General features: G+C 60.0%; 10 protein-coding genes. 5 read left to right on the top strand and 5 right to left on the bottom strand.

What is annotated here, in order from left to right; translation table 11 throughout:
* The first annotated feature begins 2 nt into the window (after positions 1–2).
* Both AB5750_RS03445 and AB5750_RS03440 read left to right on the top strand, forming a co-directional pair.
* The gene (locus AB5750_RS03445) at positions 3–1,907 is read left to right on the top strand and encodes a type IV secretory system conjugative DNA transfer family protein (protein WP_368145704.1); all 1,905 of its coding nucleotides are present in this window, start codon (positions 3–5) and stop codon (positions 1,905–1,907) included.
* A 26-nt stretch (positions 1,908–1,933) separates the two neighbouring features.
* Positions 1,934–2,869 (top strand): relaxase family protein, encoded by a 936-nt coding sequence (locus tag AB5750_RS03440; RefSeq protein WP_193221507.1) that lies wholly within the window; start codon positions 1,934–1,936, stop codon positions 2,867–2,869.
* Between the two features lie 315 nt (positions 2,870–3,184).
* On the opposite strand, the gene AB5750_RS03435 is transcribed toward AB5750_RS03440, so the two are convergent.
* Together AB5750_RS03435 and AB5750_RS03430 are read right to left on the bottom strand one after the other, a co-directional pair.
* A complete protein-coding gene (locus tag AB5750_RS03435; RefSeq protein ID WP_368145705.1) occupies positions 3,185–3,832 on the bottom strand; it encodes a helix-turn-helix domain-containing protein in 648 nt (215 codons plus the stop codon).
* Positions 3,832–5,079: an arginine deiminase family protein gene (locus AB5750_RS03430; RefSeq protein ID WP_368145706.1), complete on the bottom strand. Its 1,248-nt coding sequence runs from the start codon at positions 5,077–5,079 to the stop codon at positions 3,832–3,834. Before AB5750_RS03430 ends, AB5750_RS03435 begins: the two co-directional genes overlap by 1 nt.
* Positions 5,080–5,341: 262 nt before the next feature.
* Between AB5750_RS03430 and AB5750_RS03425 the strand changes: the two genes are divergently transcribed.
* The 3 genes from AB5750_RS03425 to argF all read left to right on the top strand — a co-directional run bounded on the left by AB5750_RS03425 (position 5,342) and on the right by argF (position 9,143).
* Complete coding sequence (locus AB5750_RS03425; RefSeq protein ID WP_152068496.1) at positions 5,342–6,775, top strand: YfcC family protein; 1,434 nt, start codon at positions 5,342–5,344, stop codon at positions 6,773–6,775.
* A 28-nt stretch (positions 6,776–6,803) separates the two neighbouring features.
* On the top strand, positions 6,804–8,054 hold the full coding sequence (locus AB5750_RS03420; protein ID WP_152068497.1) for an arginine deiminase: 1,251 nt from the start codon (positions 6,804–6,806) through the stop codon (positions 8,052–8,054).
* 81 nt (positions 8,055–8,135) lie between these two features.
* Positions 8,136–9,143, top strand: a complete 1,008-nt coding sequence (gene argF, locus AB5750_RS03415; RefSeq protein ID WP_152068498.1) for an ornithine carbamoyltransferase — start codon at positions 8,136–8,138, stop codon at positions 9,141–9,143.
* Positions 9,144–9,704: 561 nt separating this feature from the next.
* Here argF and AB5750_RS03410 read toward each other — a convergent pair.
* From AB5750_RS03410 to AB5750_RS03400, 3 genes are all read right to left on the bottom strand, one after another.
* Entirely contained in the window at positions 9,705–10,307 is a 603-nt protein-coding gene (locus tag AB5750_RS03410) for a hypothetical protein (RefSeq protein WP_368145707.1), read from the bottom strand.
* 4 nt (positions 10,308–10,311) lie between these two features.
* The gene (locus AB5750_RS03405) at positions 10,312–10,611 is read right to left on the bottom strand and encodes a DUF2958 domain-containing protein (protein ID WP_368145708.1); all 300 of its coding nucleotides are present in this window, start codon (positions 10,609–10,611) and stop codon (positions 10,312–10,314) included.
* 640 nt (positions 10,612–11,251) lie between these two features.
* The gene (locus tag AB5750_RS03400; protein ID WP_368145709.1) at positions 11,252–13,129 is read right to left on the bottom strand and encodes a hypothetical protein; all 1,878 of its coding nucleotides are present in this window, start codon (positions 13,127–13,129) and stop codon (positions 11,252–11,254) included.
* Positions 13,130–13,570 lie beyond the last annotated feature (441 nt).

Below are 13,570 nucleotides of genomic sequence, written 5' to 3'. Positions count from 1 at the left end.
ACATGAAGGAGAAGCTGGTCATGGCGCTGGCTTTCGCGGCGCTGCTTACCGCGGGGCTTGCGCCCCTTGTCGCCATCCCCCTCGATTGCGTGGTCCTCGGACTTCCGATCGAGCTGAGCTCAATCGGATTCGCCCTGAGCGTGGATAGCATCATTTGGTGGTGGGTCAACGTGGCGCCCCATTGCATCCCGGGCTGCCTCGCCTCGTTCGCCCTGTTCCTGTCGATATTCTTGCTCATGCAGCTATCGGCCTCCTCGAAGGAGCGGGCCACCGATGGAGGCGTGTTCGGGGAGGCGCGGGTGAAAACGGGGCCCGAGACCATCCGGGGCTCGGAGATTTGGGATGGGCACGGACAGCCTAAAAGCAGGGGATTCGTGTACGGGTTCGAGAAGACGTTGTTCGGCTCCAGGTATCTGTTCGAGCCGAGACGTCATATGTTCCTCGATGGCTCGACGGGCGCAGGAAAATCCAGGTCGATTCTGATCCCGACAATCGACCTGCTGACGTATGGGGCGGATGACGGGGAATCGATACCGCAGACCATCATCGTGTCCGACGTGAAGAGCGAGCTCATCGAGTTGACGGGCGATGAGTTGGAGCGTCGCGGCTACCGGGTGCTTCTGCTGGATGCCCAGCATCCCGAGAGGAGCGACACGTTCAATCCCCTGGAGATGGTCGATAGGCTTGCGAGCGGGGGAGACCTGCCGGCGGCGGAGCAGGCCGCGGACGCCGTCGCCCGTACGCTAATCGCGGGGGAGGCCGATGCGAAGGCGACCCACTGGACGGAATCCGCGCGGTCGCTGCTGGCGGCGACGATCATTCTGACCGTACTGGACGAGGGCTGCCCGCGGAGTTGCAGACACCTCGCAACGGTCTACCACATCATATGCCTGGGGACGGAGGGTGCCGGCGAGGACCCGTGCGAACCCCTGAAAGGCCTGTTCCGCTCCCTGCCGCAGGGGCACCCGGCCCGCTCGCGCGCCTCGCAGTTCATCTCGAGCGGCGGCAACGAGCTGAGGAGCATCGTCTCCACCCTGAAGGTCAACCTGAGGATTTATGCGTCGGCGCCGATTGCGCGCATGACCTCGGGCAACGATATCGAGCCGGGGAGAATCCTGGGCGAGAAGACCGCGCTATTCCTCCATGTGATGGACGAGGGCTCTCCCTACAACGCGATCGCGGCGGTCCTGTTCGAGCAGCTCTATTCCGCTGTGTATTCCATCGCGGACGCATCCGGCGGCAAGCTGCCGAGGCCCGTGTCCATCCTCGGTGACGAATGGGGGAACCTGCCGAAGGTCGAGTGCCTGCCGAGCCTCCTCAGCCTCGGGCGCTCGTACGACCTGTTCTGGATGGGTGCGGTCCAGAATATCTCCCAGCTCAACAAGTATGGCGAGCGCGACGGACGGAAGAAGATCCTGGCGAACTGCGGCGTCAAGGTCGCCATGAAGCTGGGCGAGGCCGAGGACCGCCAGTATTTCACCGAGCTTGTCGGGAAGACGACGCGGCACACCATGGGAACCAGCTCGAGCAGGGGGCCCTCGGGCGGCACGGGGTCAACATCCTACAGCGAGCATGCCGACGACCTGATCCACCCCTGGGAGTGGACGGAAATGTCCCCCGACAAGGACGGCGTGATCGTGGTGAAGACCGCGGAGAACGGCGTGGGCAGGGGCCATGCGGGATGTTTCCGGGCGCCCGTCTGCGATTGCACGCGGATGCCGACGAAAGGGCATTTCGACCTGGGGACGCGCGAGCACGAGACGGCCAAAAGGATGGAATACCAGGCCAGGCTGGTATCGAGGCGGGCGGGCCGGACGGACGGCGTCGATCTGTGGGCCCCCGAATTCGAGGAAGGGCCCGCGGAGGCGCCTGCTTCCGATGGATGGTCCGGCCTCTTCGTCGACTGACGGTGGACTTCGAGGGGAGTCGAAAGATGACCGCAATCAAGCAGACGAGCGTCATGAGCAGGGAGCACCTCCGGAACCTCAGGCGCTATTTCGATTGGGACAGGGAGAAGGTCCTAGACCACGATACCCAGCACATCGTCAACGAGGGCCGCTGGTTCGAGGAGATGGATGCGACCCGGGAGGCGGCCGGGCACAACCGGCCCGGGAAGCAGGGCGCGAGGTGCACGTACATGCAGCATCAGGTGATCGGTTTCAATCCGGATGAGTGCTCCTGCAACGGCGGGCCGATGACGCCTTCGCGCTGCATGGAGTATGCGAGGGACTATATAGCCAGGCGCTATCCCAACCAAGAGATCGTGATCGTGCTGCACGAGGAGAGGTGCAAGTCGGACGGCTCGGCCCGATTCGCCGCCCACCTCGCAATCAACAGGACGGACCTCGAGACGGGGCGGCGCCTGAACGACGGGCCGGCGAGGGCGGCGGCGAAATCCCGCGTGGGGACGGTGAGGGACCTCGATGCGGAGTACGGCCTGAGGCAGCTCGAAAGGGGCCTCTCGAACTCGCGGGTGCACGCGCGCCAGCCCGGTCGCGAGGAACGCGAGATGGCAAAGAAGGGGCGGTCCGGCAAGTCCGAGAACGCAAAGGTCCGGGCGATCATCGCCCAGAGGGCGGAGGAGGTCGGGAGGCTCAAAAACTGCCCCGATCGCTTTGGGGAGTTTGCGAGACTGCTGGAATCGGACGGGATCGAGGTCGCCCGCTCCAAGCGGGGGGCGCTGCAGTACCGCTACCACTCGAAGTCCCTCGGCAAGACGCGGAAGATCAACGGCGCGAGGCTCGGCTACGCCGTCAACCGCTCGACCGGGCGGATCATGAGGTTCACGGCAAGGGGGATCGACCTTGCCATGCGGGCGGCCTGGGAGCTCGCCCGCGAGGGCGCGGATGACGGAAGGGGCAGGGATTGACTTTTGTTACCGTCAATGGGAAATCGGTCAATTGCGCTACTGTAAATTACCCAACGGAGTCACTCCGTTTACCCAACTTCGACAACGCCGCCCCAACCGCCCTACGGCCCTCTCTTCCTCTCCGCCGGGGCATCCTTGAGCCTGTAGGACCTACCCGTGATGCGCACCATGTGGCGGTAATGGAGATTGCAGCGTGAAGCGATGTTTCAGGACGCGTCGGTCTACATGGCCGGCGTGTCTTTGTGTCCGATTGTCCGTGCGGGCTGTAGAAACCGTTCCGTGGCCACGTGCGAAAAGCCACTCGTTGTCTCGCGGCTACACAATGTCCATTGCGCCCCGATACCACACGACCACACCGATAATGCGAACACGTCTACGATCCAGAATGAGGTCGGGTGCAGTCGAGTCATAGCTGTGCGTCGAAAGCACGATCGTGTTGTTTCCCATGCTGTACCTGCGAATCAGCACGCGGACGGCGTCGATGGCCGCCACCACCGTACAGCCGTTGTATGGCTTCACGTCTGGGTCGACCAGCAGCAGCGTGCCTTGGGGATACAGCAGCGTCATGTCCTTGTTGTTCATCTGCACGTACGCGGCGTGCAGATGCCTCTCTGCTATGTCGGAGGGGGTGAGCGTGGCGCCTACGCTTTGCAACGAGGTCCCATTTCCCGATCGCTTGATTCGCAGGATGGGAAACGCGTCGCGAGTTTGCGGGTTCAACCCCTCGCCCTTGGCGGAGCGTAGGGCCTCTCGTGCGGCAAGTCCTATGCTGTCGCTTAAGATGTCGTCTTCCGTCACACCGTACAGCTTGACCATCTTTTGGATATGTCTCGGTCGAATCGCCGTACGGTTTTTCTCCCATCGGCATACGGTTTCTTTTGCAACACCAAGGTCGCGGGCAAATTCGGCCTGAGTGAGCCCCAGCTGCTCGCGCAGGAGAGCTATGTTGCTTCCCTTGTCCATTAGTCCAGCTTGCGAACAAGTGGCATGCACAGGCAGCTGGGGCCACCAAACCCGCTCGTCAACTCGTCGAGGGAAATCTCTATGAGGTCGAAGCCGGCTCGTGCGAGCTTGCGGTTCATGATGGCGTTGTTGGCCGAGACGCACAGCTTATTGGGGGAGAGCACGAGGGTTTCCACGGCGGCTCCCTCTACGGTCCTGTTGAAGCTTGGGGTTTCGCACGATATTGTTCGCACGCTGGGTACATCGGCAACCAATGCCAACAGCTGGTCCAGGTCGCAGTCGAGCGATACGACCGTGCAGGTGCCTTGCTTGCGGCCGCGTTCAATCTTGTATGCGTGAAGGTTCTCGCCGATGGCACGGTCGACCACGAAGGTCTCGGGGCCGATACGGTTGAGGTACGTATCTAGGTGGATGCGCGTACCGTTCTCTTCCACCTCGACGACGTACACGGTGTCGACGGTGCTTTGCGGGTTCCAGAGCAGCGAGGCCGCGAGTACATCGATCGCCGCCGCTTCGGTGCGTTGCGACATGCCCACGAGCACGGTCTTCTCGTCCATGTTGAGGATGTCTCCGCCCTCGATATGGAAGGAACTCTCGGGCTCGAACCACAGGGGAGTGTCTTTAAACATGGGATGATGGCGGAAGACGACGGTGTGGAGCGTGGCCTCGTGGTTGCGATCGTTCCAGTACATGTGGTTGCAGCATACGCCGTTGCCCACGACCACAGACGGGTCGCGGGCAAAGAACAGCGTGTTCATGGGGTTGACCATGAGCCCGTGGGGATTGAAGCCCATGCCGACTGCCTGCGCGAGCGAAGAAGTCGCCGTGGGTAGGTCGAGCACGTCCTCGTAGCGCATGCCGGCGAGCATCATGTTTACCAGATTTGTTGCGGATGTAGCCTTCTCAAGATAGGCACGCAGGGCGCCTAGCAGCTCGTTGCCGCTCACGCTGCAGGTGCTGAGGAACGACTCGGTCAGCTCGCGCCGTGCCTGCTCGTCATGCTCGACGGTTTCGATCACGAGGTCCTTAAGGTATACAACCTCTATGCCGCTGTCCTCGAAAGCTTTAACCAGGTTGCGGTGCTCTTCGATCGCCTTGTCGTAGTCGAAGCTCGTGCGTGTGGGGCGCAGCGCGAAGACGCTGCTGAACTCATCGGACGTAAAGCTCGCCGTCTCGATACCGGGGGAGTGGACCAGGACCTTTTTGAGCGTCCCCGTTTCGTTGACGACGTGCAGTGCGTTTTGCATACCTATCTCCGTACCTCGTGCATCTGTATATAGGCACTGTAGCGCAATGCCATACCGTAATGTTGCCTAGTGCTGGTTAATTGACATTATATATCAATCGTTATTTTGCGTATTGACGTTTAACATCAACCTAGCTGACGCTTGCCGCCGCAAACGGTGCCATCGGGCGCAGCGCGTGCGGCGCGTGTGACGCGATGTCCAACAATGGACTCACGTCAAACAGGCGCTGCGGCGCCGTGGATAGAAGCAATAAGGAGGAGACATGGCTGAAGAAAAGAAGAAGTTCCAAGTGCCTCATGTCTACACCATCATCTTCGCGTTGATGGTGGTGTTCGCGGCCCTCACGTGGCTCGTCCCCTCGGGTGCCTTCGAGCGCACCGAGGTCGCGGGTCGTGAGGTCACCGTGGCCGGTACCTATCAGGAGGTCGACAAGGTCTCCGTCGATGAGGACGGTGCGACCGTCGATCTTCGCCAGGGCGTCTTCGACGTTCTGCAGGCTCCCGCGGTCGGTATCCAGCAGGCCGTCGAGGTCGTCGCGTTCATCCTCATCGTCGGCGGTTCCTTCCAGGTAATCACCGCGACGGGCGCCATTACCAACGGTATGAGCCGTGTGGTCAGGCGTTTCGAGAAGCGCGACATCTTGATCATCCCCATCTGCATGGCGCTGTTCGCGCTCGGTGGCACCACTTTCGGCATGGCCGAGGAGACCCTGCCGTTCTTCGCCATCTTCCTTCCCATCATGATGTCCATGGGGTTCGACTCGATGACCGCCTTCATGGTCGTCTTCGTCGGCGCCCGTATCGGATACATCGCCTCGACCATCAACCCCTTCAGCGTCCTTATCGCCCAGGGCGTCATCGGTATCCAGGGTAACCCCCAGCTGTGGCTGCGCATGATTGCCTTTGTGGTCCTCACCATCGTGGGCATCGCCTGGGTCACTATGTACGCCCGCCACGTCAAGAAGAACCCCGAGTCCTCCATCACCTACAAGGACGACTTCGCCAAGCGCGAGGAGTTCTCCGTCAACGATAACGCGCTGGAGGTCGAGTTCACCGGTCGCCAGAAGGCCATCCTGGCTATCTTCGTCGCCGGTATGTGCGCCATTATCTGGGGTCTCGTCACCCAGGGTTGGTACATGAACGAGATTGCCGGCATCTTCCTGGCCATGGGCCTGCTCTCCGGCATCATCGGCGGCATGAACGAGGCCACCATCGCCAGTGAGTTCGTCGCCGGTATCAAGGACTTCGCGTTCTCCGCTATCGTCGTCGGCCTCGCCCGCGGCATCCTCGTCATCGCCAACGACGGCATGATCATCGACACGATTCTCAACGCCATGGCCACGGGCCTGGCAGGTATCCCTCCCGTGCTGTTCACCACCATCCTGTACGCCGTGGACAACGTGCTTGCCATCCTCGTCCCCAGCTCCTCGGGGATTGCGGCCCTCACCATGCCCATCTTCGGTCCTCTGACCGAGCTCATGGGCCTCAACCCCGAGGGTGCCGTTACCGCGCTTTCTATGGGTGGGACCACCATGTCCCTCATCTGCCCCACGAGTGCTATCCTCGTCGCCGGTCTGGGCGTCTGCAAGATCTCCCTTGGCCAGTGGTGGAAGACGGCATGGAAGTTCTTCCTCGTCGTCACTGTTATCAACCTCGTGTTCGTATCCGTTTCCAGCATGCTCCCCGTCGTGGGGTAGCGTGTAACGTTCAGAAAGGTTAGTCAATATGACAACAATCAAGGGACTTAACGTTCACAGCGAGATCGGCCAGCTCAAGCGCGTCATGGTCCACCGTCCGGGTAAGGACCTGGTTAACCTGCGCCCCGAGGACTTCGAGAAGGTCTGGATCCACGACGCTTTCGATCTCGACTGGGCTCAAAAGGAGCATGACGCCTTCACCGACCTCCTGCGCGGCGCCGGTGCCGAGGTTCTCTACATGGAGAAGATGCTTGCCGAAACCATGGACCTCGTACCCAGCGCACGCGGCGAGTTCTTCGAGAAGTTCATCTCCGAGGCGAATATCGCCAACCCCACGCTCGAGGCCGTCGTACGCGAGAAGCTCTCGTCCATCAAGGACAACTACGAGTTCGTGCTCGCCTGCATGGGCGGTCTGTACTATCGCGACCTGGACATCCCGGCTACCTCTGCCTCTCTGTCCATTCTGGACTCCGAGGACGCCAAGCCCGAGGACCTCGTGGTCTACCCGCTGCCCAGCTCCTACTTCTCCCGCGATCCTCTGGCGGTCGTAGGCCACGGCGTATGCCTCAACAAGATGTACTGGCCCCAGCGCAACCGCGAGACCATCTTCTACGGCACCATCCTCGCCAACCACCCCGACTACGCAGGTACCCCCGTATGGTACAACCACGATTCCAAGTACCACATTGAGGGCGGCGACATCCTGAACATCAACGGCAAGACGCTCGCCATCGGCATCTCGCAGCGCACCTCTCCCGAGGCCATCGACGAGCTCGCTCAGAACATGTTCTGGGGTGAGGTGCCTTCCGAGATCGAGGCAATCTATGCCATCAAGATCCCTTACGGCTACGCCTTCATGCACCTCGACACCGTCTTCACCCAGGTCGACTACGACAAGTTCACCGTCTACCCCGGTATCTTCGACTGTCTCAAGGTCTACCGCCTTACCCGCGGCGCCAAGCCCGGCGAGATCGCCATCGAGGAGATCGACGACACCCTCGAGCACATTCTCGAGGCTGCTACCGGTGTGGACAAGGTTACCTTGCTCGAGTGCGGTGGCGGCGATCCTATCGAGGCCTCCCGCGAGCAGTGGAACGATGGTTCCAACACCCTGGCTGTGGCGCCCGGCAAGGTTCTCGTCTACGAACGCAACAAGGTCACCAACGACCTGCTTTACAAGGCCGGTGTCGAGTTGCTCGTCGCCCCCTCCGAGGAGCTCTCTCGTGGCCGTGGCGGTCCCCGCTGCATGACCATGCCCTTCGAGCGCGCCGATATCTAGTTCTCAATTTCCCCTCCGCACGCCAGGCAACCAATCCACCCGGCGTGCGGGCTCCTCAAACCATTACCGAAAGGAACCATCATGGGTGTAAGCCTCTCCGGTCGCCACTTCCTCAAGCTCCTCGATTACACCACCGAGGAGATTGAGTACCTGCTCGCTCTCGCAGCCGACTTCAAGAACGCCAAGCGTATGGGTATGCCCCACAAGTACCTCGAGGGCAAGAACATCGTCCTGCTGTTCGAGAAGACCTCCACGCGCACCCGCTGCGCCTTCGAGGTCGGCGCCATGGACCTCGGCATGGGCGTCACCTACCTCGAGCCCGGCTCCTCCCAGATGGGCAAGAAGGAGTCCATCGAGGATACCGCCCGCGTCCTCGGCCGCATGTACGACGGCATCGAGTACCGCGGCTTCGAGCAGGAGAAGGTCGAGTGCCTCGCCGAGAACGCCGGCGTGCCCGTGTGGAACGGCCTGACCACCGAGTTCCACCCCACCCAGGCGCTGGCCGACATCCTCACCATGCGCGAGGAATTCGGTGACACCAAGGGCCTCAAGCTCACGTTCTTCGGCAAGCACGCCGGCAACGTGGCCGACTCCCTCATGATCATCTGCGCCAAGCTCGGCATCAACTACTGCTCTTGCGGCCCCATCGCCACCGGCGAGGGCGCAACCTCCTACGATCCCGAGTTCCTGGCCGAGTGCGAGCGCATCGCCGCCGAGAACGGCTGCACCATCACCGTCACCGATGATGTCGAGGAGGGTGCCCGCGACGCCGACGTCATCTACACCGACGTCTGGGTCGGCATGGGCCAGCCCGCAGAGCTTTGGAAGAGCCGCATCGCCCTCATGAGCCCCTATCGAGTGACCTCCGAGGTCATGGCCATGGCCAAGCCCACAGCCATCTTCATGCACTGCCTGCCCTCGTTCCACGACACTAACACCACGGTCGGCAAGGAGATTGCCGAGCAGTTCGGCGTCACCGAGATGGAAGTCTCCGACGAGGTCTTCGAGTCCAAGCAGTCCCGCGTCTTCCAGGAGGCCGAGAACCGCATGCACACCATCAAGGCCGTCATGTACGCGACCCTAAAGTAGGTTGGGCATCAAGGCACCGTAAGAAAGAACTGTAAATATTGCTGCGCTGAGCGATGTTTCGAGACGCGTCGACCCCGATGGCCGGCGCGTCTTTTTGCGCTTGGGTGATCATGCGAGCTTTCATATCTGGGGTCCGTGCAACAGCCGGCAAGGCTGTTGCACGGCTCTGCGGGAGCGACTTCGGAGCGGTCCGCACATCCCGGCTTCGGTCGGGCAAGGTATTCCGTTGCACGGAATACATATCTTGCATGGCCCGTGTAACGGAAGCCCATGCGGGCGGAGTGCAACGGGGCAGGTGAGCGGAGGCGCAGTGATGGCGACCCATGGGGAGCCATCGAGCGGAGCCGGAGCGAGAGCCGGCGTGCCGTGACACGGCGGGTCGATCGCGAGTTGAAGCCGAGCGATTGTCCCGCCGTTCACGGCCCGCCGGCGGCGGTCCGGGGTTCCAAGGGGGCACGTCCCTTTGGCGCGCAGGGGTCCGGGGATGGCGCGAGGCATCCCCGCGAAACGCCGCGAGGGGCACGCCGTCGCCGGCGTGCCCGTGCAGGTGGCGGTCCGATGCTATTCCGACCCGGCCGTGTATACCGTCCGGCCCGTCTCGCAGTCGATAGTCTCGGCGTCCCCGAAGCCGACCCGGACGGCCGCCCATCCGCCGGCGATTGCCAACGCGTCGGCCTCGGACCTCGCGGCGGCGATGAGTCGCTCTAGCTCATCCGAGCCCGCCGGCGCGGTCCCCACATCGAACGCGCCGCCGACGCCGCCCGACTCGTACTCGACGACGACCGTCGAGCCGAGAGCCTCCTCAAGGGTCTCGGGCAGACCGCCCATGCTCTCGAGGGCGTGCCCGGCGACCGTGGCCAGCGGGTAGCGGGCCATCCCGGACGCCGCCGAGCGGCCGACCGTGCGGAGCATGCCGGCGGCCTCGAGCGCCCCGAGGAGCGCCGCGGGGACCGCGGCGTCGATGGCGATGTTGCCCCGCCCGCGGCACCACTCGGCGGCCGCCGGCACGCTCGCCGTGAGCACGCCCCACTCGGCCATGTAGCCCTCGGAGCGCGGGTCCGTGGCGTCGAGGAGGAGGACGGCGAGGCCGCCGCCCACGTACTCCCCGGCCACGAGGGCGAGGCGGACCGCCTCGCCCATAAAGTCGAACTCGACCGTGACCATGCGGCTACCTCATCCTGACGGCGCTGAGCGGCTTCGGGGAGAAGTGCTCGTCGCGCTCGACGGCGGCGAAACCCATCGAACGATTCAGCTCGGCCATCTCCTTGAGACTGAAATAACCCAGCTCGTCGTCGTAGCCCATGACGAGGCCGAACGCCTCGTCCGTGCCGTCGAACTCGAGCAGCCACCAGTCCCATCCGTTCACGCACGAGAAGTAGTGGGCGTAGACCGTGGGGTCCCCTGCCCCGTCCTGCTCGTAGAGCCTCGGCACCGTCTTGGCGATTTCCTCGGTCATCAGCCGCTGCATGTCTTCCTCCGTTCCGGGCACGTGGCCCTCAACATCTCGCCCCTGCGGGCAAAGCCGAATGGCGACGCCGCGCGTCGTCGTCGGCTTTGCTCCCTGCAAAGCCGCACAGGAGCGAAGACGGGTCAAGGGAGGTCCGTGACGACCTCCACCAACCGGAGCGGAGCGGAGGTTTGTGCGGGGTCTCATGGGCCCCCTTGACGCGGCGTAGCGGAGGTGCCACCCGGCCGCATAGTCGTAGTCCTGCTGCGGCGAACGCCGAGTATCGAAAAAAGCTCGCCTCACCTTCAACTCTGAACTCGTCGATGTATCTACAGCATGAGATATACGACAGATGCCTTCGTGCTGTTAATCAAAAGTGCAACCACTGGTGCGGACATGAATTTGAAGCGCATGCAACGGGTCCATTGAACTTCGCGACTACCTGACTGCTCCTGGCCGCCACACGATGCCAATGCTTTGCCATTTTCATTGCCGGAACGACACGCGGCTAGCGCGTCAGCCATCACGTGTATAAAAAGAGCAACACTCTCATAATGAAAGCGTCGCTCTTAAAGCTTCCAAAGAGCTTTTGTATCTAGGCTGACATTGAAGATACTGAAAGCATCACTCTGTCTCCCGATAGCCTCTTTTGTTTTTTAACTCAGTACTTCGGGCAACCACGGTACGTCGGTTTACCCAAATATTTGTTTATTGTCGGGCGAGATATTCCAGTTATTCTCACAATGTCGGCGTAGGTGGCATCGGGAAACATCCTTCGGAAACCGACCAGTACTTCCTGTATCTTGGCGCGCTTAATTGGGGCCCTGTATTCCTCGGGGACGTCTTTTCCCTGCAACCTTTCTTTCTTGGCCTGCGTTGACTTGAGATGCTTCCGCTTAGACCCATTTTTCTTTTTTGAAATCTTGGTCTTTTCCGGATTACCGGACTCCACGAAACTGATGCCGTCTGTATCGATTTCACGCGCTTCTAGCTTTCTCTTTAAGACAAGCGCGGAAAGTGGCTCATCAAAACGCCACTCGATTAGGCACACGTTATTCTCTTCGCAGAGTTGCCTCTTCTTTCTATCTCTTTCTTGCGTAGCAAGAAGCGCGCTTTCGCCTCCAAAAAGCTCTATTGCCTGATAGTGTTGTTGCCCTTGATATTCAAACCCAGTCGAAATCGACGGAACGAAAATATCGAGAGACTGATTTCCAAGCCAGCTAGAGTGATACTGAAATATGGCATCTGGGTATGAGCTTTGGATGATTTGGAATAACGTATACTCACCCTTCCACCTGTGATTTAACGTTCCCTCAGAGGCTATTTCCTGGAAGATCTCATCGTATTTCTGCTTTTCCGCCCTAAAGTCCTGTTTGCCACCGTGGTAGAACATATATAGCCGCTGTTCTTCTGTCAGATTACTGCCAAAATAGTTGCCCATGAATATCGACATCACCTTCTGGGAACAGCAAGATCGATAGGCCCCCTCAGGCAACAGTCCTCGCCGCGGCGTTTCTCCGCATAGCTTATAGAGATCGCGCACGACAAGCTTCAAATGCTTAAATGCCTCGGGAGAATAGCGGTAAACGCTCTGATACTCCAGCCAATGGTTCTCGGTACCACGCTCAAGCTCATCGATTCCGATTCCGTAGATGGCGTGACAGAAAAGCGAGGGCTCTTTTGTAAAACAGTAATAAAGAAATCTCGCATCCTCGGCCCTATTCACATAAGTCACCGCGAGGTTAATCGTCTGGTCATCATCAAATAAATTCGGGATTACTTCGACTGCATCGGCGTTGGAAATGTAGCGCTGAACAATTAGCGACATTTTGCTGTTCTCTACATGAAGAAGAAAAGTAACCTTATCCTCATTCGGCGCAGTCGACTCCAACGAGAACGAACCGTAGCGAGCGCGCAGCTCGCTATCATGCCACCACAAAGACAGTCCCCAATTGTCTGCAGAAGCGTGGCCCTGTCGTTCCTCCTGAAATGCCCAGCTCGGCGAACCGCTCGAATCGTCAAGTTGGTAAAAAGCGAGCTCGTTGACATCGAACAAGAAATTGCCATATATGCCAGGTTGTTTCTCTTTTGCAAGGATAACAAAGCCCCTTCTGGAGGAACTTGCAAGGAAAGCATCCTTCAGCGTAGGTACGTATTCAAACTCGTCCACGTCTTCAAGCGATTTGATTTGTTCTGTACCCTTAAATAAAACCCAGTTGAATTTGTCCCCATTTTTTACGATGGCCGAAACGATCACATCATTAAGAAGGTCGGCTTCCGGCTGCCACCTATAAAGACAGGCAAGATAACGACCCTTCCACCTGATAAAAACGGTATAAGAGTGGACGTTGGGTATCTCGAGCAAACCTCCAGCGGTTTCCATGCGAAATGTACCGACTTGCTCCGAACTATCGTAATCAACGACACCCGTTACGTCTACTTTTTTCCCGTCGAAATAAACCAACGGTTCGCAGAGCTCAGTGTTCGAGCGCACGTCCTCAAAGCCGGGCTCACCATGCGACGCAGCCCAAGCGGCCATGCCAACAATCTCTCTTGCGAACGCTCGAACATGGTCCTTGTATCCGTACTGGAATCTGTCAACAACTTGCTTCCCATCTTTGATCCGCAAGCTCTCAACGAAATGTCTGTACTTCTTAGATCTTGGAAGCATAAGGTGAGAACCTGTATAAACTCTCGGCATTCGGCCTCCCCAGTTAGTTTCAATGCTCGTCATATGTTAAGGAAATTATAGTAATCGTAGCTAAACGGCCTAGATTGTGACCACTGCAACCTGCACTGATAATTGTTCTCGGGGGAAGCGGGCACTGCGGGGCGCGTCAACAGCGCGCGATTTCCGCGTCGCAGCGCTACCCTGATGCCGAATGCCGGGACGATGACCCACTGACCTGCTGACGCCTCTTCGGCCGTCCTCAAATCCGACCTGTCTCGCCCCGGCTTCCGCGACCCGGAGTCCTGCCAT

It is taken from the genome of Collinsella aerofaciens, assembly GCF_040926185.1.
Taxonomy (GTDB): domain Bacteria; phylum Actinomycetota; class Coriobacteriia; order Coriobacteriales; family Coriobacteriaceae; genus Collinsella; species Collinsella aerofaciens_BC.
The sequence above is the reverse complement of the archived record's forward strand: the minus strand, read 5'-3'. Positions and strand labels throughout refer to the sequence as shown.